This is a genomic window from Shimazuella sp. NTD247 (genome assembly GCF_059510415.1).
Genome location: NZ_JCAJZU010000004.1, coordinates 211,056 through 231,704, shown reverse-complemented (window position 1 = coordinate 231,704; position 20,649 = coordinate 211,056). Strand labels below are relative to the sequence as shown.

The following is a 20,649-nucleotide window of genomic DNA, read 5'->3' as shown; positions in this document are numbered from 1 at the left end:
TTACAATAAAGGTAATCCACTAGTAATCAGGGGGGTAATAATCATTTTTACAGATTTTATTGATATCAAGCGCTTTTCTGGAAGCTTATTGATTTCACAGGTGAAATACCCTTACCGATATACTTTGACTAGTAAGGAGTTTATTTTTCAAAAGCCAAATATGACTTATCATCTCTTGCTAGCGGATATGATTGGTCTAATTCCTTATACTCTTCCTGCAGCGGAACGAAAACAGGATACAAATGATTACTACAAAATCCGTACAAAAGTTTTACATGTCATCAACCGCAGTGGAACATTTGAAAAAGAATCAGCAGATCTGATTCTGCCACTCCATCCTCGCATGGTTCAGTCACTGATTGAAGCAGAATCATTCACTCGTATTTAAGCTAAGCTATTCGTGAGATTGATTCAATATACAGTGTTTAAATAAAAACGAAGGACAGATTATGTAAAACACGTAATCGGTCCTTCGTTATTTTTCATTCTGCTTTATGCTATCAAGTTACTTACTCCTTGCAGCAAAATTTGCGGTAGTATCCCAAACAAGAAAGTCCCAATTAACGTTATGATAACTACAATTCCTATTGTCCATGGAACGCTTTCGTATTCTCGGTCTTTGTCCTCTTTCCAGTACATCTGGCGAATCACTCGAAAATAATAGAAATAAGAGATAACAGTGGTAAGAAGCATCATTGCCGCTAACCAGTAAAGACTATTGCCGAATGCCTCCACGAGAATCGTAAATTTCCCGATAAATCCAGCTGTAAATGGTATACCTGCTAACGATAGCAAAAAGACAGATAAACAAAAGGCTAGAAAAGGTGACCGTCTATGTAACCCACTAAGTATTCTTTGATCCGCTCCTCTATCCTTTGCCACAGTTTGGACTATCGCCAAAACCCCAGTACTAGCAAATAAATATGCTACAAAATAATAGAATAAACTGGAATATGCTTCCGTTTGTCCTCCCAATAAGATAGAGATAATGGCTACTAGCATATAACCTGCATGGCCGATACTGGAATATGCCATCATTCGTTTCAGATTAAACTGTTTTAGGGCAATAACATTTCCACCAACCATCGATAATATAGAGATAATCAGTAGAGCAGGAATAATTACATCAGTTAAAACAGGATGTAAAACGTCTGTTTGAAATATACTCCCTAAAAACCGCAGCAAAAAAGCAAAACCTGCTATTTTGGATACAACAGATAAAAATGTCGTAATTGTAGTAGGAGAACCTTGATAGACGTCTGGAGCCCACATGTGAAATGGAACTGCTGCTATTTTGAACCCTATACCAACCAACAGGAAGAAAATAGCCAAGTATACAAGCATCTCATGATTATTGGAGTACACAACAGACAGATTTTCCGAGATGCGGGAAAGTGATGTAGAGCCGGTAAGGCCATAAAAATAAGACAACCCATACAATAAAAAAGCAGAAGATGCTCCTCCATAAATGACATATTTCCAGGCTGCTTCACTGGAGGCAAGCTTGTTTTTCTGCATACCGACTAAAACGTATGCAGAAAGGCTGAGTAACTCCAAGCTAACAAATAACAAGACGAGATCTGCTGAACTCACTAATGTTAGTGCACCAAGTAAAGCTGCTAATAAAAGAAGATAATACTCCCCTTTGGCATTTAACTTTTCTGTAAAAGAGAGTAAAAGTACCAAAAACGTACCCAAAATAAGAATTATCTTTATCGAACGGATCAAGGGATCACTCACATAGCTCCCTGAAAACAGGCTGATGATCTCTTTTTTCTGCAGTAAAACAAACAGACCAGAAGATGCTACTGTTAAACATGCAATAATGCCCAAAAACACTCTTGAACTATCTTTTCTGAGCAAAATCTCGCCAATTAGAATAAGGGCTATCCCCGCTAGCAAAATCCATTCTGGCGAAAGTTGCAATATCATTTGTTTCATCATCATCCCCTCCAATCGGAAACGATTGTTTCTAATGTATGATTTAATGTATTGCTAATGAAATCAGGATAAATACCAATGGAGATAATAGTAATCACCAAAACAAACATTGGCAACCATTCTTTCCATGGAAGATCGATAAGATCTTTTCGTTTCAATTCACCAAAACTCACAGAAAGTAATGCGCGCAATGTGTAAACAGCAGCCAAAATTAAACCTAACGATCCGATAGCTGCATAGATGGGATGCTGCTCAAACAAACCTAAGAAAGAGAAAAATTCACTAATGAACCCTGACAAACCCGGTAATCCTAGTAAACCCAAACTAGCAACCATTAAAATTCCACAATAGATTGGCATCGATTTGGCCAACCCACCCAAATCCTCTAATTGAGTCGACTTTGTTCTCTCATAAAGTGCTCCTATCAAGAAGAAGAAAAGTGCTGATATTAATCCATGAGATATGGATTGAAACACTGCTCCTTGTAAACCAATCTGATTAATTGCAGCGATTCCTAATAAAACAATGCCCATATGACTGATACTTGAATATGCCAAAATAGACTTCAATTCAAGTCCTGCGAAAGCTAATACAGCACCATAAAACAAATTGATAAGCCCCAAAACAGCAAGTACAGTTGCAATATACTCCATATACGATGGAAAGAGACTCACTCCGAAACGCAGCATCCCATATGCGCCTATTTTTAATAAAATTCCCGCGTGAATCATCACTACGGATGGAGGTGATTCTACATGTACCAATAACATCCAACGATGAAAAGGAAAAATCGGCAGCTTGATTGCAAATGCAATGAGTATACAGGACAGCAATGTCCAAGTAATAGGAGTTATACTGCTAGCTGGAATAACTTTTAATAACGTTTCGTAATCGATCGAACCGAAATAAACATATATTCCGATGATTCCAATCAATAGAAAAGCAGATCCTAAACCATTGTATATAAGAAATTGGTAAGCAGCTTTTTCCTTTTTCGAATATCCCCATATTCCAATTAAAAAGAACATCGTTATAAGAGTCAGCTCAAAAAAGAAGAAAAACAATAACAGATTTGTTGCTAAAAATACCCCTATCGTCCCAACCTCTAACAACAAAAACAAAATATAGTACTGTTTTGTGCGCTCTTTTACATAAATAGATGCCAAAGAGGCAATAAAACTAACCAATGTAGTCAATATCAACAGCGGCAAAGACAAACCATCAAGTCCAAGACTATAAGTTACAGGTTCTAAAGATCCTATGGAAAACCAAGTCATGTTCTCAACAAATTGCATCTCTTGATCAGTTTGAAATACAAAATACAAGTAAAGAGATACTAGAAGCACTGCAAAGGTGATTAGATTTGCGATCACCCGATGGGTTGTAATCATACGTTTTGGAAAAACAAGCAACAACAGTATTCCAAGTATTGGAACACATAGAAGAATAGATAATATCCCCATCAGCCGACTAACCTCCCTGCCGTAATAGATAAGAGGAGAATTAACATACCAAAAATACTAATCAGTATATATCGTTGTACTTGACCATTTTGTAAATATGACCCTAGTTCACCTAATTGTCTTGCCAGTTCCTTGATGAACCGGGCGATACCTTCTATTACAAAACGATCCCAGCCCGTTAATATCCAACCCAACCCTTTTAAAGACCACACAAAGAGGGCTTGATAACATTCATCTACATAAAACTTTCGATAGGACAGCCGGTAACCAAAGCCGCTATACTTTGCCAAAGCTTTAGCTGATATACTCTTTCGTTGATATACCAAATAAGCAAACAGTATTCCAAGTAATGCCACTACTGTTGCTAAAATGGGGATCCACCAAATCGTATTTTGCTGGGTTTCTTGAAACCAATCTGTTAATACTTGTTTTGGATATTGTAAAAATCCTGCTATTACCGAGAGGAAAGTCAATATCCAAATAGGCCATTGAAAATGCCAAGATATCGGCTTTGTTTCTGTTTTTTGATTTTTCCCAGTAAAGATGAGGAAATATAGCCGAAACATATAAAAAGCGGTACAAAATGCAGTTAAAAGTGCTATACCAAACAAAACATAATGTCCACTCTGAAAAACTGCTAAAAAGATTTCATCTTTTGAAAAAAATCCAGAAAACGGAGGGATTCCTGAAATGCTCAAACATCCTAATAAAAATGCAACTGCTAATCCTTTTTGCTGTTTGCCCAATCCTCCCATTTTGCGAATATCTTGTTCATGGTGTAATACGACAATGACAGCACCAGCAGCTAAAAAGAGCAGTGCTTTAAAAAATGCATGTGTGAATAGATGGAATATACCAGCACCGATCCCTAATGTCCCTAGTCCAAGCATCATATAACCGAGTTGGCTGATAGTGGAATATGCGAGTACACGTTTGATATCTGTTTGGGTTAGAGCAATAATAGCGGCGAACAAAGCTGTAAAAGCACCAATATATGCTACAACATCCAATGCAATAGGCGACGCCTCAAATAACCAATATGTTTGAGCTACAAGAAATACTCCAGCAGCAACCATCGTGGCAGCGTGAATAAGAGCACTCACAGGAGTCGGACCTTCCATGGCATCTGGTAACCAAGTATGTAGTGGAAATTGCCCTGATTTTCCAATCGCACCGATAAAAATCAAAATGGCTAACAGTGTCAGCATACCTGCTGATATATGATCTGTATCAATCGCTTGTTTTACAGTAGAAAAATCAAAACTTCCTACTTTCCAAAAAAGAAGGCAGATTGCGATAAACAAGCCGACATCACCAATACGAGTCACAATAAAAGCTTTTTTGGCCGCTTGTTTAGCAGATTCTTTCTCATAGTAGAATCCGACTAATAAGAAAGAACACACACCTACTAGTTCCCAAAAAAAGTAGAGTTCCAAAAAGTTTGGTGAAATAACTAATCCGAGCATGGAAAAAGTAAAAAGTGAGAGATAAGCAAAAAAAGTATTTCTTCTCTTATCTCGTTCCATATAACCAATTGAATAAAGCTGCACCAAACAACTTATCAGCGATACAATAAACAACATAGCTACTTGTAACGGTGTAAAACTAGCACCAACGCTTATCTGTTTCGTACCAATATGTAACCAATTTACTTTCCAATCCGCAATGTCTTTTCCTGCTACGCTCCATACCAAAAGAGAAGTTGAATAGAGAAATGCTAAGAGAGTAAAGAGAACTCCAAGCCAAGATACCAATGCCTTTCTTCCTTTTGTTCTCAAGAGGAGCTGAAGTATAAAGGCAAGGAGTGGAAGCAATGGAATAACCCAAGCATAATTTATCAATTCAATCACCATCCTTATCCTTTTAAGGAGTTATACCGATCTGCTTCTGCTGTTTCTTTCTTTCGATAAAGATTAATGAGTATCGCAAGACCGACGGCTGCCTCTGCTGCTGCTACTGTTATCGTAAAAAAAGTAAAAATCTGTCCTTCAACACTTGGGAAAAAGCCTAGTCGAGAGAAAGCTACCAAGTTTAAATTTACAGCATTTAACATTAACTCCACACTAAATAGGAGCATGACAGCATTTCTCTTGGTTAAAACACCATAAAGTCCAATAGTAAACAAAATAGCTGCCAGTGCGAGATAAGAAGTCAAATACATTACTTTTCCTCCTTTCTAGCTATTACAATTGCACCTACGAGCGCAACGAGTAACAGGATGGAGGCTAATTCAAAAGGAATAGCATAGTTTTGGAACAAAATGCTGCCAATATTTTTTATCGCAGGAGTGGAAGCTTTTTCCGCTGGTGAAAAAATAGGATTTTCATAAATAATGATCATCACAACTAGAAAAAAACAAGTAACAATCGCTAAACTGATCCATTGATGAAGCCGAAATGATTTGCTTGGACTACTTTCTTCTGGCTTGGTCAGCATTATGCCAAATATCATTAAAATGGAAATTCCACCAGCATAGATGAGGATTTGGACAACAGCTAAAAACTCTGCTTGTAACAAAAGGTATATCCCTGCCAAACTAAAAAATGTAAATGCCAGTGCCAATGCCATATGCATCACTCGAACAGCATTTAAAAAGAATACTGCACCTCCGATAGCAAAGACAGAAAGTATGGTGAAGGCAAGAAACTCAGCATTCATGAAGAAGCCCCTCCTGCCTGTTTCTTGACTGGAATAGGATTCAATGTATTTTCTGATCGAATATTTTCGTCATTAGCAAACAACCATTCACTGTTTTTGAATAATTCATCTCGTGAGTAAGTTGATAACTCGAAATTATTAGTCATCACAACAGCTTCTGTAGGGCAGACTTCGGTACATAGATCACATAAAATACAAATTTCAAAGTTGATATTATAAGTATCGATGACTTTCCCTTTTTGACTTGGATCGGGATTCTTTTTACCTGTTAAGGTAATACAATCAGTAGGACAGACACGCACACATTGATTGCAAACAATACATTTATCTGGATCAAAATACTGAATACCACGAAATCGATCAGGCATTTTTAACGGTTCCTTTGGATAATTGTAAGTTACTTTTGGTTTAACCATATTTTTAAGTGTTACATTTAAGCCTTTGATAATTCCAAGCATCCACCGAACCTCCTTAATAAAAATGAGATAAAAATGGAACCTCTTTTAACAGCGTGGTCAGTACAATATTCGCAATCGCAACTGGAAGCAAAACCTTCCAGGCAAACTGCATCAATTGATCAACTCGTATTCGAGGCATCGTCGCACGCACCCAATAAAGAAAAAATACAACACAAGCAAATTTCAAAATAAACCAGACAATCCCTGGTAAAAAAATCAGGCCAAATGGAGCATTCCATCCTCCTAAGAAAAGAACTGTTGTCAAAGATGCCATCGCAAAAATATATACATATTCTGCTAACATAAAGAATGCAAATCGAAATCCACTGTATTCTACATGGTAACCTGCTACTAACTCTGATTCTGCTTCTGGTAAATCAAAAGGTGTACGGTTTAACTCCGAAACAGATGCAATGATAAAAACAATAAACCCGATAATCTGTGGAAAAATGAACCATGTTTTTTGTTGCGCTTCCACTATATCCGTCAGATTGAGCGAACCAACCGTCAGCACAATCCCTACAACAGACAGCACTAATGGAATCTCATAACTAATCATCTGTGCAGCAGAGCGCATTCCTCCCAAAAGTGCATATTTGTTGTTGGATGCCCATCCTCCTAGCAGAATACCAATGGTTGTAATACTGGAGATAGCCATATAATAGAGCAGGCCAACTCCTATATCCGCAAACTGAATACGAGAACTAAAAGGCATCACAGCTAACACCAAAAAGGAAGGGACAAACGCAATGATAGGAGATAACTTAAATAGAGTTCGATCCGCCTCTTTTGGGATGGTGTCTTCTTTGATTAGCAATTTTAGAATATCTGCTACTGTCTGCAACAATCCCCATGGTCCTACTTGATTCGGTCCTATTCTGCCTTGAATCCAACCAATAACCTTTCGTTCTGCTAAAATTGCATAAGTGACAAATCCAAGCACAACCAACAATAAAATAACAGGACTGATATACAGCAAGATAGTATACAGCATTATCCATCCACCTCCCCAAGCACGATATCAATTCCTCCAAGAATTGCAACCAAATTAGAGAGATTTTCATCTTTCAATAAATTGGGTAAAATTTGTAAATTATAAAAGGATGGTCGTCGAAATTTCAAGCGCCAAGGCTTATCTTTACCTTTGCTTACAATATGGCAACCCAACTCACCTCGAGGAGATTCAATGCCCATATATATTTCTCCCTCTGGAACACGAAGTACACGGGGAACTTTCCCCATAATTTTTCCTTCCGATGGGAAACTCCCCACTGCTTGGGAAACAATAGATAACGATTGATCGATTTCTTTCATTCGACAAATATATTTCTCATATAAATCCCCCGTTTTCCCAACTGGAACATCAAATGTAAATTGATCATAAATGGAATACGGAGTTGTTTTGCGAAGATCCCAATCCAAACCAGTCACTCGTAAATTTGCCCCAGAGAGTGCATAACTAATCGCTGTTTCTTGATCGTATACACCAATTCCTTTGGTTCGTTGAATAAAAATCTCGTTACCAGTTACTAACTGGTGATACTCTTTTATTTGCGTTTGCATATAAGTGACAAACTTTTCCACTTTCCCAATCCAGTCGTTTGGAGCATCCCACTTTACGCCACCAACACGCATATAGTTATAGGTCAATCTCGCTCCACATAATTCATTAAACAAATCTAAAATTTGTTCCCGATCACGAAATGCATACAAAAATGGACTCATTGCTCCGATATCCAGCAAATAGGTTCCCATCCAAACTAAGTGACTAGCAATGCGATTTAATTCCATGACGATAACACGCAGAAATTCTGCTCTTTCTGGAATTTCCAATCCCATCAATTTTTCGGTTGCATGTACAATCGCATAGTTATTTGTCATGGCAGAAAGGTAGTCCATTCGATCAGTATAAGGAATAATTTGAGTATATGTTAAATCCTCAGCCAATTTCTCTGTCCCACGATGCAAGTAACCAATTATAGGCTCTGCCTCGATGATTCTCTCTCCATCTACTTTTACGACTAAGCGCAACACTCCATGTGTACTGGGATGCTGAGGGCCAACATTTAGAAGCATCTCTTCTGTTCGAATCACAGGCTAAACCTCCTTATCAAACGCTTCATAATCTTTGCGAAGCGGATGACCTACCCAACTATCTGGTAATAATATTCGCTTTAAATCAGGATGATTGGTAAATTCAATCCCCATCAAATCAAACATCTCGCGTTCATTCCAATTTGCTGCAGCAAATAAGTGTGAAACACTTGGCAGGATTGCTTGATCATGATCGAGCTTTGTTTTTATGGCAATCTGTTCTTTGCGTTCTAAATTATTGAGATGAAAAACTACTTCTAAATGAGTTTCATAGTCGATGGATGAAGCATTTTGCAAATAAGTATATCGATGTTTTGGTTCCTTGCACACAAATGTTAAGACATCCAGCCAATTTTCCCGGGAAATAATTAAAGTCGGCAAATGATTGTTTGGCTGATTGATATATCCTTCTACTACTGCCATTTCTCCGATTTTCGCTCGTATTTCTAAGACAAGTTCATCTACCATAGGTTGTTTCGGTGAAGGCGGTAATGGCTTTTCTTCCGCCTTTTTTACGGTTGGTCGAGGACGAACAGGCGGTTTCTTCTCTTCTTCACTCATCGGCTAGTCACCCGCTTTCCAGTTTTCGCTTCATATCGTATTTTTTCTTGTAACTTATGAATTCCATATATTAATGCAGCTGGATTTGGGGGACAACCAGGAATATAGACATCAACAGGAACGATTTGATCGACACCTTTTACTACTGAATATGACTTAATATAAGGCCCACCAGCAGTTGCACATGAACCCATAGCAATAACCCATTTCGGTTCTGGCATCTGATCATATAGTCTTCTTAGTAAAGGAGCCATTTTTTTTGTAACCGTTCCAGCAACAATCATTACATCAGACTGTCTAGGAGATGCGCGAAATATCACACCAAAACGGTCCAAATCATAGTGCGAGCCGCCTGTACCCATCATTTCAATTGCACAACAAGCTAAACCAAATGTAAGTGGCCACATGGAGTTACTTCTAGCCCAAGCCTTTACTTGATCCAAACTCGTTGTTAATACATTTCGTTCCATCGTTTGACGCGTCAAAGGGTCGATATTCTCAAAATTCACTTCCACTCTAACACCTTCTTTTTCCAAGCGTAGATCAAACCTAATACGAGAAAGCCTAGAAATAAACCCATCTCCAATAAGATCGCTAAACCAACTTGTGAACGAAGAACATCATAAGAAGCTGCCCAAGGAAAGAGATAAATCGCTTCTACATCAAAAATCACAAACAAAAGAGCATACAAATAATAACGCACGTGAAACTGGATCCAGCTTCCTCCTACTGGCTGTACGCCGCTTTCATAAGTTGTAGACTTCTCTTTATTTGGTTTTGATGCACGTAAAAATCTGCCCAAAGTTAATGCAGCTACAGGAAGTAACACAGCAATTACAAAAAAGATACAAATAATGAGAAAAGATTTACTTATCGGCATTAAAAAAACCCCTTTGCATGCCCTTCTTTAAACAAAATAAAACGCTTACAGATTTTTAGACAAAAAAAGAACCTTTTTCCATACATATTTTTCATTGTGAAAAACAAAATCTTAATAAAAAATCCAATCTTTTGAACTGTATTATAGCAAAAAAAGTTGATATGTGTCTAATTATGTACAACTTATAGAATTGTCGTTCGCAAGAATAGGATAATTATGTAATTAATATAAATTTATCTTAAAAATCCATCTAAAATAAATATACTTCTTTTGATAATCCTTATCTCTCTTTTGCCAGCAAAAAAAATTCAAGGATTTTAGCTATAAGAGAAAGAGGGTTACTTCACCATTTATTTATGGGACAACAAGATAAAATATGTCTAAACAATGACATGCAAATCTTTTTAAAGTAAATTTAGTACCTTGCAATAAACGATAGGTATATGCTATGATGCATTTACCAAGTACTAAACAATGCACAGTACCTTAAGTTAATTGGATGTGATCAAATGAATGTACAGTTTAAAAAAGGAGTTCTTACACTATGCGTACTGGTATTGACATTAAAAAAAGATAGATACGGCTATGAATTGGTTCATACAATATCAGAAAAATTCCTCATCGCAGAAGGGACCATTTATCCACTTCTCAGACGTCTCACCAAGGAAGGATATTTTACAACCTACCTCGTTGAGTCAACAGAAGGACCACCACGAAAGTATTATCAGTTAACAAATGACGGGCAAAAGTATGCAGATGAATTAATCCGGGAGTGGAAAGAATTTTCAACTGGGGTGAATCAGTTGATCGAGGAAGGGATTATCAATGAACAAAAATGAATTCCTAATGGAATTAAGCAAACACTTACAAAAACTTCCTAAAATAGAACAAGAAGCAACAATAGCTGATTATGAAGAACACTTTGCACATGGAGTTTTCGAAGGAAGAACAGAGGAGGATATTGCCAAGAGCATTGGTCATCCCAAAAAAATAGCTCATGAATTATTGACAGAATTTCACTTAGAACATGCAGAACAAAACAACTCCTATAAGAGTATTACGAGAGCTGTTTTTGCTTCTTTAGGACTGGGATTCATCAATCTTGTATTCGTTCTAGCACCATTTATCGCAATTATTGCTGTCATCATCGCAGTTTATGCAGTATCTTTGGCATTTGTTCTATCACCTTTATCCGTCATTGCCGTGCTGTTTAGTGACGACAGCTGGCAACAAATTATGCTGCTAGGCTTTGTCACACTGATCCTGCTCGGAATTGGTTTAATACTAGGAACGATTAATACTTATTTTACAAAAAAGTTTTCTACATGGTTTACTCGTTATTTAAAAACAAACCAGCGAATCATCCGAGGTGATAACAAGTGAAGAAATTTATATTCGCAGGAATTATTATTTTTCTTATTGGATTCATCGGCTCAGCATTCATGATTTTTAATCGTATTGGAACAGAAAAAGAAAACTCTTTTAAATATGAGCAAAAACAAGATGCTACAGCGATAAAAAATATAAAAATAAATAGTGACCTGATCGATGTTAACATTTTACCTAGTACCAATAACCAAATCATTGCCTCTTTTACCGGTACGAAACCAAAAGAAGTAAAAACAGCACTACAGTTTTCCGCAAGTGGAGATACCGTTGAAATTCAGACAACTTATGCTGGTTCTGACATCAAAGACTGGATTCATTTTGATCTCGGATCGATTAAAAAACCGAAAAAATTAACGGTCTATTTACCAAAAAAACAATATGAGTCACTCACCATAAATGGAAATCAAGGTGATGTTCAGATAAAAAATTTCCAAGGTAAGACAACAACAGTTCTCTTAAAGAATGGAGACATAAAGCTATCAAACACCAATGCTATTTTGACTTTACAAAGCAGCCACGGGGATATTGATTTAGATAACATTTCAGCTTTTCAAGGAAAAAATATCATTTCCACTGACACAGGAGACATCGCAATTCAGACAGTAAAAAATCAAACGAACCAAATACCAAGCGGCACACAGCTCTCATTACAATCTACCCAAGGTGATATCTCCTTAAATGGATATGAAGGTGCACAATTGACAACAAAAACCGATAATGGAGATATTCATATTGCTGATATAAATAGTGCTTTTACTGCACAAACCATCAATGGTGATATTAATTTACAATCCATTGCTAACTTTACCGGACATAATAGTGTTGTGACAAGCAATGGAGATATCAATGTTTCTGTGGGAAATGATCCAGAATCATTACAAATAAACTTTAAAGCTTCAACCGTCCATTCCGATTTTCCTGTTCAAAATGCGTTAACCACAGTGAATACGAATAGTGAAGAAACGAATGAGTTAAAAGGGACCATTGGAACAAACTCTGCAAATCTCCCTTCGTTAAATATGCAAACACACCACGGAACTATCACATTTAGTAGATGATATACACTCCCTTTCTCTAAAAGAGAGAGGGATTTTTTTATCCATCAAAACTACCTCTCAAATGCATCTTATCCCTTAATAATTAACATGTAAAAGAAATCGAGGCGTTTTAATCAGAAAAATGAATAGTCATAACAACGAATTTTATATTATTTAATATTTAAATTATATTTTTGAGTATGTCTTTTTTTTGTCACTTTTACGATACAACTAGGATAACATTCGATATTTTTCAGATACAAATTCCTTCTATGATAATCTTATTACTATAAAAAAGGAGACAGATCTATGAGTTTTATTTCAAAAGGACTTATTGCTTTGCTTTTAGTTAGTGTAGGTTTAGTTGGATGTTCGAATGGAAATGCAGACAAAGAAAAAACTCCATCTAACCAATCAAATACTTCCGCACAAACCGAAAATCATGATGAAGTATTAACACAAATCAAAGATTTGGCAGATCAAGGGAAAACCGTTGGGAGTGAACCTTTTGCAATAGGCGCTGATCGATCTGAAATCGAGAAAGACTGGGGAAAACCTGTTGATAAACAAGAAAAAGGATTATTTTTTAGCAACCAAAAAATTTCTGTTTATTACGATGAATCGAATAAAAAAATAGACCAGATCGTATCTCTATCCCCTTCACTTGCTGATATTACGTATGAAGAAGCAATCAAATCACTTGGAAAACCTGTTGATCAAAAAGCAGATGAGGGAATTACTAATGTATTCTACGATGCAGGATCGGGGAAATATGATCTAACTTTAACATTCGAGGGAAATTATAAAAATAGTGATAAATTACAATCTGTAACAATTGGTACGAAACCAAAGCAAGATCCAGACCAAGTAAAGTAATACAGCGATCTGCTGATTATAACATTGCGAGCGAGAAAACCCACGATTTAAATCGTGGGATGAAAGCGAGCGTTGAACGAGGGTAAGGAATCTTCCTTCACGAGTTCAATCTTTGGTAAAAGCAAACTTACAAACAAACATTCCCATGATAAAATATGTATAGTCGTGACAGACGAAAACCAAATTTGCTAGCGGCCAAAGAAGAAATCAACAAACATAAACCGCGGGGCGAACGGGGTTAGCTTGGTAATGAAACAGTTATGAGGCTATCGTCCCAAGAATCCAACGGCTTTAGCCGTATGGAGTTGTCAATGACTGCATCTCTTGCTTTATTTTGTTTAAGGTTATCTTTTGCCCTAATCAATATGTTGATGGATCGTAGGGAGATTTACAGACATTTTTAAACCGATTTCCATCTTTCGAAACTTCAGCAGTAATGAGTCCAAAATTCATACAAAAACTCCCTTACTGACGTAAGGGAGTTTTTTAGCTTATTTCCATTTTGCTACTTCTAAACGATTCACAGCACGTTTCAGTGCTAATTCTGCACGAGCAAGATCACCTTCATGCTCTGTTAATCGTTCTTGTGCTCGGTTTACAGCAGCTTCTGCACGTGATATATCAATAGCGGATGATATTTCAGCAGTTTCAGCGAGAATCGTTACCCCAGAAGGTCTTACTTCTAGAAAACCTCCACTAATTGCGATTCTCTCTTCTTTGCCTTCATCTTTCACTCTGACTACCGTGACAGAAAGTGGACTTACTAATGGTGCATGATGAGGAAGAATACCAATATCCCCATTTGCTGCTCTTGTAATTACCATTTCTACTTCTTTGGAGTATACTTTACGCTCAGGAGTTACAATATCCAAGTGCATTTTACTCATCAGCTATCACTCCCTCTAGACTGTTACGCCAAGGGATTTCGCTTTTTCAATGGCTTCTTCAATGTTACCTACCATGTAAAAAGCATCTTCTGGAAGATCATCATGCTTGCCTTCCAAAATTTCTTTGAAACCACGTACGGTTTCTTTTACTGGTACATATACTCCAGGTTGTCCGGTAAACTGCTCAGCAACGTGCATGTTTTGGGAAAGGAACTTCTCAATTTTACGAGCACGTGCTACCAATTGTTTATCTTCCTCGGAAAGTTCGTCAAAACCAAGGATTGCGATGATATCTTGTAATTCATTGTAACGCTGCAAGATTTGTTGTACACCGCGTGCCACATTATAATGCTCTTCTCCAACAATCGCTGGACTTAAAATACGAGAAGAAGAAGCCAATGGATCAACCGCTGGAAAAATACCTTTTTGTGTCAATCGGCGTTCCAAGTTGGTTGTTGCGTCTAAGTGTGCAAACGCTGTAGCTGGTGCTGGGTCAGTATAATCATCCGCAGGAACATAGATCGCTTGGATAGATGTTACAGAACCAGACTTCGTAGAGGTAATACGTTCTTGCAATTGACCCATTTCTGTTGCAAGGGTCGGTTGATAACCTACCGCAGAAGGCAGACGTCCAAGCAGAGCAGAAACTTCAGAACCTGCTTGGGTAAATCGGAAGATATTGTCCACAAAAAACAATACGTCTTGTCCTTCGTTATCACGGAAGTACTCTGCCATGGTTAACCCTGTCAACGCAACACGCATACGCGCACCCGGCGGCTCGTTCATCTGACCAAACACCATTGCAGTTTTGCTGATAACACCAGAGTCTTTCATCTCGTGGTACAGGTCATTCCCTTCACGAGTACGCTCACCTACACCAGAAAAAACAGATAGACCACCATGTTCTTGTGCGATATTGTGAATAAGTTCCTGAATCAAAACGGTTTTTCCTACACCCGCACCGCCAAATAAACCAATTTTACCGCCTTTTGCATATGGTGCTAACAAATCTACTACTTTGATTCCGGTTTCTAACATTTCCTGTTCCGTTGACTGCTCTTCAAAGCTTGGAGCAGATCGGTGAATAGGAAGCGTTTCAGAAGCCTCCACTGGCCCTGCTTCATCAATTGGTTCACCCAATACATTAAAAATCCGACCTAGTGATGGGCGACCAACTGGTACAGAAATAGGAGCACCAGTATTTTCTACATCCATTCCACGCACCAAACCATCTGTTGATGCCATGGCGATTGTCCGCACATTGTTATCTCCTAAATGGAGAGCTGTTTCAAGCGTAAGCGTAGTGCCGTCGCTTTTCTTTACAACTAATGCATTGTTGATCTCTGGTAATTGGCCGCGTTCGAATTCAACGTCTACGACAGGACCCATTACCTGTAAAATACGTCCAAGACTCATCAAATTTCCCTCCTTAACAAAGAACTATAGGGCTGCTGCACCACCGACAATTTCTGCAATCTCTTGTGTAATAGCTGCCTGACGAGCACGGTTAAATGCAAGCGTCAACTTACCAATAATTTCGGTCGCATTATCAGTGGCATTTTCCATTGCGTTCATCTGTGCTGCATGCTCGCTCGCTTTACCTTCTAAAAGAGCACTGTAAATTAGCGTTTCTGCATATCGAGGTAACAACTCCGCTAATACTTCTTCTTCCGATGGCTCGTATTCATAAGCGGTTTTATTGCCTTCTTCTTGTTTTAACTCATCTGAAGCCAACGGTAATAAGCGTTTTTCTATTGGACGCTGTATTACTGGATTGACGAATTCGTTATACAAAAGATATAACTCATCAAAACTTCCATCTTCATAGTTACCCACTGCTTGTTTCGCAATGTTTACTACTTCCGAATATTGAGGTATCGCCGATATACCTGTAGCTTGACCGATAATCGGGATATTGCGTTTTTTGAGTACTTCCAATCCTTTTCGACCAATCACAAACACTGCATACTCATCTTTTGATTGATGACGTTCTTTTAACTTCTCTGTAAGAAGACGGATTAAGTTACTGTTGTATCCTCCAACTAATCCGCGGTCAGAAGTAACGATTAAATACCCAGTCTTGGAAACAGGACGAGATTCCAGCATCGGATGTTTTACACCTGAAGTGCCCTGAGCAAGACCAGTGATAACTTCTTTTAGCTTATCTGCATAAGGACGAGATGCTTCCGCTTGTTCCTGTGCCTTACGAAGATAGGACGCAGCTACCATTTTCATCGCTTTGGTAATTTGCTTTGTTTTTTCAAAAGAATTTATCTTTATTTTAATCTCACGCATTGTTGCCATCGTTGATTCACCGCCTTTCTTTTCCAGCTAAAGCAATTAAATTTATACAGAAGGAGAAAATCCTTTTTTGAAATTAGTAATTGCTTCCTGCAACTTTTTGTCGTTATCGTCTTCCATTTTTTTATGTTCACGAATACTCGCTAAGATATCTTCATGGTTTGCATCTAAGAAGGAATGGAATTCACTTTCAAAACGACGTACATCTGAAACGGCAATATCATCGAGATGACCTTTGGTTACTAAGTAAATAGAGATTACTTGTTTTTCTACTTCCATTGGCTGATTTTCATCTTGTTTTAAAATCTCGACGACTTTTTCACCACGTGCAAGTTTTGCACTAGTAATTGGATCGAGATCAGAACCAAACTGAGCAAATGCAGCCAATTCGTTGTACTGAGAAAGGTCAAGTTTTAAACTACCTGCTACTTTGCTCATTGCTTTGATTTGTGCGGAACCGCCTACACGAGATACAGAGAAACCTACGTTAACTGCTGGACGAACACCAGAGTAGAACAAGTTAGACTCCAAGAAGATCTGACCATCAGTAATCGAAATAACGTTGGTAGGAATATAAGCTGAGATATCTCCTGCTTGTGTTTCAATAAATGGCAATGCAGTTAGAGAACCGCCGCCACGTTCGTCAGACAATTTTGCTGCACGTTCCAAAAGCCGAGAATGCAGATAGAAGACATCTCCTGGATATGCTTCACGACCTGGCGGACGACGAAGGAGGAGAGACAACTCACGATAAGCTGCTGCTTGTTTGGATAAATCATCATATACGCAGAGAACATGTCCGCCTTTGTACATGAAATATTCACCCATGGAGCAACCTGCATATGGAGCTAAGAACAAGAGAGGAGCTGGATCTGATGCACTAGCTGCTACAATAATCGTATAATCCAATGCGCCATGACGACGTAATTTTTCTACCACTTGTGCAATGGTTGACTGTTTTTGTCCAATTGCTACATATACACAAACTACATCTTTACCTTTTTGGTTAATAATGGTATCGATTGCAATGGTAGTCTTCCCTGTTTGACGGTCACCGATGATCAATTCTCTTTGTCCTCGACCGATTGGTACCATTGAGTCAATAGCTTTAATTCCAGTCTGCATGGGCTCATGAACGGATTTCCGATCAATAACACCAGGAGCTGGAGATTCTACTGCACGAAATTCAGTTGTTTGAATAGGACCTTTCCCATCCAACGGTTGACCCAGCGGGCTGACAACCCTGCCCAAAAGTGCCTCACCTACTGGCACTTCCATAAGACGGCCGGTGCGCTTTACTTGGTCTCCTTCACGTATTTCACTATAAGGACCAAGAATAATTACCCCAACATGATTTTCTTCTAAATTAAGAACCATTCCCATAATGCCGCCATTAAACTCTAACAGTTCTCCAGCCATTGCATTTTGAAGACCATGCACTCGAGCGATACCGTCCCCTACTTGGATAACGGTACCGACATCGTTTACTTCTAGTTCCGCTTGATAATTTTCGATCCGTTCTTTAATCAGCGAACTGATCTCTTCTGCACGAATGCTCATACCGATTTTTCACCCCTATGCTTTAAGCATTTAGACGTTCTTGAAAGCGGAGGAGCTTCGTTTTCAGGCTGCCATCATAAAGACGATCGCCCACTTGGACAATAACTCCACCTAATATATCTGAATCCACTTTTTCCTGGATAACCAATTTCTTTCCAATAATCTCACTGAAAGTATGAACCAATTCAGCCTTTTCATTGTTTTTCATTGGGTAAGCAGTAGTAACAATTGCTTCTGCCATACCGGATGCTTCTAAAGCTAATCTCCGATATTCCGTTGCAATTCCAGTTAGTTCTTCTTCTCGACCTTCATCCACCAGCAAAAACAAAAAGTTTTTGGTGATTTGCTGTACCGTAGCAAAACTGTTTTCTAATATGGCTTTTTTCCGCACCAATGGTGTCGATGGATGAGAAAGCCATTTCGCAATATCTGAATTTGTTAGCGATTCGAATACAAGCTCTAAATCAGCTCCTATTTCTTGGAGCAAATTATGTTTTTGGGCGACTTCAAACAACGCTTTACCGTATCGTTTCGCTACCAATGACACACTCATTGCATTCTTCCTACCTGTTCCAGATAGCGGTGCACCAATTTCGATTGGTTTGTTTGGTCTAGTTCTTGACCAAGCAATTTGGTAGCAAGTTGAACACTTAACTCGCCAACTTCTAAACGAAGTGCAGCTAGAGCTTTTTCTTTCTCTCGGTTAATTTCATTGGCCGCCTCTTCCATTAACCGACCTGCTCTTTCGTTAGCCAAACGAATAATTTCTTCCGCTTCACGTTCTTTTTGTGCTTTCGCACGTTCTACAATTTCCCTTGCTTCTTCACGTGCTTGTTGTAAGGCAGCTTTTTGTTCCTCTACAAACTTTTCCGCTTCTACTCGATGCTGTTCTGCAGATTTGATTTGATCATCAATATAATCTTGTCTTGTACGCATCGTTGCTAGTAACGGGCGAAGTGCAAATCGAGAAACCAGCAGCATCAGGATAATAAAAATTACCAACTGAGCTAACATTGTACCCAAATTTAGACTTAACAAAGGAGGTCACTCCTTTCGGTTTTATTCAAAAACTCGGATGACGGATATTTTGAAAGAAATAGCGGGAGTATTTGTGCCCCCGCCCATTTACCTAACAGACAGAATAAGGATGGACTAGCACAGAGACTTGGTTTTTAGATAACTCCAAAGAGAAGAAGAATACCAAGTGCTACACCGATAATTGGCAGTGCTTCGATCAATCCGAATAAGATCATTGTTTGTCCGAACAATTTGCTTTGACTTTCTGGTTGGCGTGCGATACCTTCAATGTATTTTGCGAAAAGATTACTGTTCCCGATAGCCGCTCCGAGTGCTGCAAAAGCGATCATGATTGCACCTGCAAGAATATTTAAATCCATTTATATGTTCCTCCTAAAAAATTAATGGTCTGATGACATTTTTTGAGCGATATACACATTGGCAAGTACGGTGAAAATATATGCTTGGATTGCACCTACGAAAACAGAGAAGCCCATCCATGCGATCATAGGTATACCAGTTAAGTAGATCGGTCCTTTTGTCAGCATAATGACAATTAAAACTTCACCAGCAAAAATATTTGCCCATAGACGCATTGCATGTGTCGCTGGTTTTGAAAACTCTTCAATGACATGTAAAATACCAAGTGGACTTAAAAAGTGTTTGAAGTAGCCTTTCACGCTTGTGCGTAGTCCCATGTAGTTAGCAAACAATGCTACTGCAACTGCCATGGAAATCGTCACGTTTAAATCAGCGGTTGGCGATTTCAACCAAGAAACCTCATGTGATTGTTTTAGTAACTGTTCTGTGATACCCAAGGAAGGAATTGCATGATGTGCTTCTGCGGATACCATCATAATGATCCCAAGCTGGTTGGCGATCAAAATAAACAAAAATAGGGAGAACGTAAAACCCAAATATTTTTCTGCTGTACGATCATCAAAACTCATACGAGCTATTCCACGGCTGAAGTCGATAACCATCTCTACTAGATTTTGTAGTTTTCCGGGTCTCATTTTTCGTCCACGTGTAGCGAGTATAGTAATAATGAATACGAGAACAGCAGTTAATAGCGAACCAATTATGACAGTCAAATCAAAAGTCAATCCGAGAAAAGTTACCTTTGGTGTTAATTCCATTCTGTGTAGTCACCCCCTTTTTGCTATAGGAGTTGTAAAGTAGGAGAAGATAGATAGGATATAGCATAGTGGTAAGCCGATGATTACTCCTTTTGCATCAAATGCAGCTGGAAATCTAGCTACGATAAGCATCGCAAAAGCTACCACGAAGAAACGATTGATCATTCCAGTTCCTCTAATCTTGTTGCCTGATAGTACACTCTCCAGTACCAGTCCCAATTTCCAAGACATATACCAGTAATTATAGAGACTAACAATTGTTCCCAAGAGGAGTCCGCAAAAAAAAGCACGGTATGGGGTTAGAAAAACCATGATCAGGAACACGATGAGGAGTCCAGTAGTGAGGACCATCACGCGACGGCGAGTGGTTGATTTTGATTTCATGAGG

The 20,649-nt window shown here is 38.4% G+C and carries 25 protein-coding genes; 5 read left to right on the top strand and 20 right to left on the bottom strand.

Features of this window, described 5'->3' with window-relative positions:
• Positions 1–88 precede the first annotated feature (88 nt).
• A complete protein-coding gene (locus AC5WOC_RS11905) occupies positions 89–388 on the top strand; it encodes a hypothetical protein (RefSeq protein WP_496055636.1) in 300 nt (99 codons plus the stop codon).
• Between the two features lie 104 nt (positions 389–492).
• On the opposite strand, the gene AC5WOC_RS11900 is transcribed toward AC5WOC_RS11905, so the two are convergent.
• From AC5WOC_RS11900 to ndhC, 11 genes are read right to left on the bottom strand one after another with little or no spacing between them, the layout of a single operon-like run.
• Positions 493–1,941, bottom strand: coding sequence for an NADH-quinone oxidoreductase subunit N (locus AC5WOC_RS11900; RefSeq protein ID WP_496055635.1), 1,449 nt, complete (start codon positions 1,939–1,941; stop codon positions 493–495).
• A 2-nt stretch (positions 1,942–1,943) separates the two neighbouring features.
• Positions 1,944–3,404: a complex I subunit 4 family protein gene (locus AC5WOC_RS11895; RefSeq protein ID WP_496055634.1), complete on the bottom strand. Its 1,461-nt coding sequence runs from the start codon at positions 3,402–3,404 to the stop codon at positions 1,944–1,946.
• On the bottom strand, positions 3,404–5,257 hold the full coding sequence (gene nuoL / locus AC5WOC_RS11890) for an NADH-quinone oxidoreductase subunit L (protein ID WP_496055633.1): 1,854 nt from the start codon (positions 5,255–5,257) through the stop codon (positions 3,404–3,406). The genes AC5WOC_RS11895 and nuoL overlap by 1 nt, the downstream gene beginning before the upstream one ends.
• A gap of 2 nt (positions 5,258–5,259) precedes the next feature.
• Positions 5,260–5,565, bottom strand: coding sequence for an NADH-quinone oxidoreductase subunit NuoK (gene nuoK, locus AC5WOC_RS11885; protein ID WP_496055632.1), 306 nt, complete (start codon positions 5,563–5,565; stop codon positions 5,260–5,262).
• Complete coding sequence (locus AC5WOC_RS11880) at positions 5,565–6,062, bottom strand: NADH-quinone oxidoreductase subunit J (protein WP_496055631.1); 498 nt, start codon at positions 6,060–6,062, stop codon at positions 5,565–5,567. The genes nuoK and AC5WOC_RS11880 overlap by 1 nt, the downstream gene beginning before the upstream one ends.
• Complete coding sequence (gene nuoI / locus AC5WOC_RS11875; RefSeq protein WP_496055630.1) at positions 6,059–6,520, bottom strand: NADH-quinone oxidoreductase subunit NuoI; 462 nt, start codon at positions 6,518–6,520, stop codon at positions 6,059–6,061. The genes AC5WOC_RS11880 and nuoI overlap by 4 nt, the downstream gene beginning before the upstream one ends.
• Positions 6,521–6,533: 13 nt before the next feature.
• Entirely contained in the window at positions 6,534–7,514 is a 981-nt protein-coding gene (nuoH, locus tag AC5WOC_RS11870) for an NADH-quinone oxidoreductase subunit NuoH (RefSeq protein WP_496055629.1), read from the bottom strand.
• Positions 7,514–8,614, bottom strand: a complete 1,101-nt coding sequence (locus AC5WOC_RS11865) for an NADH-quinone oxidoreductase subunit D (RefSeq protein WP_496055628.1) — start codon at positions 8,612–8,614, stop codon at positions 7,514–7,516. Before AC5WOC_RS11865 ends, nuoH begins: the two co-directional genes overlap by 1 nt.
• Before the next feature lie 3 nt (positions 8,615–8,617).
• Complete coding sequence (locus tag AC5WOC_RS11860) at positions 8,618–9,175, bottom strand: NADH-quinone oxidoreductase subunit C (RefSeq protein ID WP_496055627.1); 558 nt, start codon at positions 9,173–9,175, stop codon at positions 8,618–8,620.
• Positions 9,172–9,645, bottom strand: a complete 474-nt coding sequence (locus tag AC5WOC_RS11855; protein WP_496055841.1) for a NuoB/complex I 20 kDa subunit family protein — start codon at positions 9,643–9,645, stop codon at positions 9,172–9,174. Before AC5WOC_RS11855 ends, AC5WOC_RS11860 begins: the two co-directional genes overlap by 4 nt.
• Positions 9,646–9,680: 35 nt before the next feature.
• Positions 9,681–10,055 carry an NADH-quinone oxidoreductase subunit A gene (gene ndhC / locus AC5WOC_RS11850; RefSeq protein WP_496055626.1) on the bottom strand — a complete coding sequence of 125 codons (375 nt, stop codon included), beginning with the start codon at positions 10,053–10,055 and terminating at the stop codon, positions 9,681–9,683.
• 509 nt (positions 10,056–10,564) lie between these two features.
• Between ndhC and AC5WOC_RS11845 the strand changes: the two genes are divergently transcribed.
• From AC5WOC_RS11845 to AC5WOC_RS11830, 4 genes are all read left to right on the top strand, one after another.
• Positions 10,565–10,894 carry a PadR family transcriptional regulator gene (locus tag AC5WOC_RS11845; RefSeq protein WP_496055625.1) on the top strand — a complete coding sequence of 110 codons (330 nt, stop codon included), beginning with the start codon at positions 10,565–10,567 and terminating at the stop codon, positions 10,892–10,894.
• Positions 10,881–11,438 carry a DUF1700 domain-containing protein gene (locus tag AC5WOC_RS11840; RefSeq protein ID WP_496055624.1) on the top strand — a complete coding sequence of 186 codons (558 nt, stop codon included), beginning with the start codon at positions 10,881–10,883 and terminating at the stop codon, positions 11,436–11,438. Before AC5WOC_RS11845 ends, AC5WOC_RS11840 begins: the two co-directional genes overlap by 14 nt.
• Complete coding sequence (locus AC5WOC_RS11835; protein ID WP_496055623.1) at positions 11,435–12,502, top strand: DUF4097 family beta strand repeat-containing protein; 1,068 nt, start codon at positions 11,435–11,437, stop codon at positions 12,500–12,502. Before AC5WOC_RS11840 ends, AC5WOC_RS11835 begins: the two co-directional genes overlap by 4 nt.
• A gap of 288 nt (positions 12,503–12,790) precedes the next feature.
• Positions 12,791–13,357: a DUF4309 domain-containing protein gene (locus AC5WOC_RS11830; protein ID WP_496055622.1), complete on the top strand. Its 567-nt coding sequence runs from the start codon at positions 12,791–12,793 to the stop codon at positions 13,355–13,357.
• A gap of 491 nt (positions 13,358–13,848) precedes the next feature.
• Here the strand turns inward: AC5WOC_RS11830 and AC5WOC_RS11825 are convergent, their stop codons facing one another.
• From AC5WOC_RS11825 to AC5WOC_RS11785, 9 genes are all read right to left on the bottom strand, one after another.
• Positions 13,849–14,244 (bottom strand): F0F1 ATP synthase subunit epsilon, encoded by a 396-nt coding sequence (locus AC5WOC_RS11825; protein WP_496055621.1) that lies wholly within the window; start codon positions 14,242–14,244, stop codon positions 13,849–13,851.
• A 15-nt stretch (positions 14,245–14,259) separates the two neighbouring features.
• The gene (gene atpD / locus AC5WOC_RS11820) at positions 14,260–15,660 is read right to left on the bottom strand and encodes a F0F1 ATP synthase subunit beta (RefSeq protein ID WP_496055620.1); all 1,401 of its coding nucleotides are present in this window, start codon (positions 15,658–15,660) and stop codon (positions 14,260–14,262) included.
• A 24-nt stretch (positions 15,661–15,684) separates the two neighbouring features.
• Complete coding sequence (gene atpG / locus AC5WOC_RS11815; RefSeq protein ID WP_496055619.1) at positions 15,685–16,548, bottom strand: ATP synthase F1 subunit gamma; 864 nt, start codon at positions 16,546–16,548, stop codon at positions 15,685–15,687.
• Positions 16,549–16,590: 42 nt separating this feature from the next.
• The gene (atpA, locus tag AC5WOC_RS11810) at positions 16,591–18,105 is read right to left on the bottom strand and encodes a F0F1 ATP synthase subunit alpha (RefSeq protein ID WP_496055618.1); all 1,515 of its coding nucleotides are present in this window, start codon (positions 18,103–18,105) and stop codon (positions 16,591–16,593) included.
• Positions 18,106–18,127: 22 nt separating this feature from the next.
• On the bottom strand, positions 18,128–18,658 hold the full coding sequence (locus AC5WOC_RS11805) for a F0F1 ATP synthase subunit delta (RefSeq protein ID WP_496055617.1): 531 nt from the start codon (positions 18,656–18,658) through the stop codon (positions 18,128–18,130).
• The gene (atpF, locus tag AC5WOC_RS11800; RefSeq protein ID WP_496055616.1) at positions 18,655–19,143 is read right to left on the bottom strand and encodes a F0F1 ATP synthase subunit B; all 489 of its coding nucleotides are present in this window, start codon (positions 19,141–19,143) and stop codon (positions 18,655–18,657) included. Before atpF ends, AC5WOC_RS11805 begins: the two co-directional genes overlap by 4 nt.
• 134 nt (positions 19,144–19,277) lie before the next feature.
• On the bottom strand, positions 19,278–19,502 hold the full coding sequence (gene atpE / locus AC5WOC_RS11795) for a F0F1 ATP synthase subunit C (protein WP_160800256.1): 225 nt from the start codon (positions 19,500–19,502) through the stop codon (positions 19,278–19,280).
• 21 nt (positions 19,503–19,523) lie between these two features.
• Positions 19,524–20,261: a F0F1 ATP synthase subunit A gene (gene atpB / locus AC5WOC_RS11790; protein WP_496055615.1), complete on the bottom strand. Its 738-nt coding sequence runs from the start codon at positions 20,259–20,261 to the stop codon at positions 19,524–19,526.
• 9 nt (positions 20,262–20,270) lie between these two features.
• Positions 20,271–20,645: an ATP synthase subunit I gene (locus AC5WOC_RS11785; protein WP_496055614.1), complete on the bottom strand. Its 375-nt coding sequence runs from the start codon at positions 20,643–20,645 to the stop codon at positions 20,271–20,273.
• Positions 20,646–20,649 lie beyond the last annotated feature (4 nt).

Coding starts and splice junctions, on each gene's coding strand:
- AC5WOC_RS11900 (WP_496055635.1), bottom strand. CDS start 1,941: ATGAAACAAATGATATTGCAACTTTCGCCAGAATGGATTTTGCTAGCG.
- AC5WOC_RS11895 (WP_496055634.1), bottom strand. CDS start 3,404: ATGGGGATATTATCTATTCTTCTATGTGTTCCAATACTTGGAATACTG.
- nuoL (WP_496055633.1), bottom strand. CDS start 5,257: ATGGTGATTGAATTGATAAATTATGCTTGGGTTATTCCATTGCTTCCA.
- nuoK (WP_496055632.1), bottom strand. CDS start 5,565: ATGTATTTGACTTCTTATCTCGCACTGGCAGCTATTTTGTTTACTATT.
- AC5WOC_RS11880 (WP_496055631.1), bottom strand. CDS start 6,062: ATGAATGCTGAGTTTCTTGCCTTCACCATACTTTCTGTCTTTGCTATC.
- nuoI (WP_496055630.1), bottom strand. CDS start 6,520: ATGCTTGGAATTATCAAAGGCTTAAATGTAACACTTAAAAATATGGTT.
- nuoH (WP_496055629.1), bottom strand. CDS start 7,514: ATGCTGTATACTATCTTGCTGTATATCAGTCCTGTTATTTTATTGTTG.
- AC5WOC_RS11860 (WP_496055627.1), bottom strand. CDS start 9,175: ATGAGTGAAGAAGAGAAGAAACCGCCTGTTCGTCCTCGACCAACCGTA.
- AC5WOC_RS11855 (WP_496055841.1), bottom strand. CDS start 9,645: ATGGAACGAAATGTATTAACAACGAGTTTGGATCAAGTAAAGGCTTGG.
- ndhC (WP_496055626.1), bottom strand. CDS start 10,055: ATGCCGATAAGTAAATCTTTTCTCATTATTTGTATCTTTTTTGTAATT.
- AC5WOC_RS11845 (WP_496055625.1), top strand. CDS start 10,565: ATGAATGTACAGTTTAAAAAAGGAGTTCTTACACTATGCGTACTGGTA.
- AC5WOC_RS11840 (WP_496055624.1), top strand. CDS start 10,881: ATGAACAAAAATGAATTCCTAATGGAATTAAGCAAACACTTACAAAAA.
- AC5WOC_RS11830 (WP_496055622.1), top strand. CDS start 12,791: ATGAGTTTTATTTCAAAAGGACTTATTGCTTTGCTTTTAGTTAGTGTA.
- AC5WOC_RS11825 (WP_496055621.1), bottom strand. CDS start 14,244: ATGAGTAAAATGCACTTGGATATTGTAACTCCTGAGCGTAAAGTATAC.
- atpD (WP_496055620.1), bottom strand. CDS start 15,660: ATGAGTCTTGGACGTATTTTACAGGTAATGGGTCCTGTCGTAGACGTT.
- atpG (WP_496055619.1), bottom strand. CDS start 16,548: ATGGCAACAATGCGTGAGATTAAAATAAAGATAAATTCTTTTGAAAAA.
- atpA (WP_496055618.1), bottom strand. CDS start 18,105: ATGAGCATTCGTGCAGAAGAGATCAGTTCGCTGATTAAAGAACGGATC.
- AC5WOC_RS11805 (WP_496055617.1), bottom strand. CDS start 18,658: ATGAGTGTGTCATTGGTAGCGAAACGATACGGTAAAGCGTTGTTTGAA.
- atpE (WP_160800256.1), bottom strand. CDS start 19,502: ATGGATTTAAATATTCTTGCAGGTGCAATCATGATCGCTTTTGCAGCA.
- atpB (WP_496055615.1), bottom strand. CDS start 20,261: ATGGAATTAACACCAAAGGTAACTTTTCTCGGATTGACTTTTGATTTG.
- AC5WOC_RS11785 (WP_496055614.1), bottom strand. CDS start 20,645: ATGAAATCAAAATCAACCACTCGCCGTCGCGTGATGGTCCTCACTACT.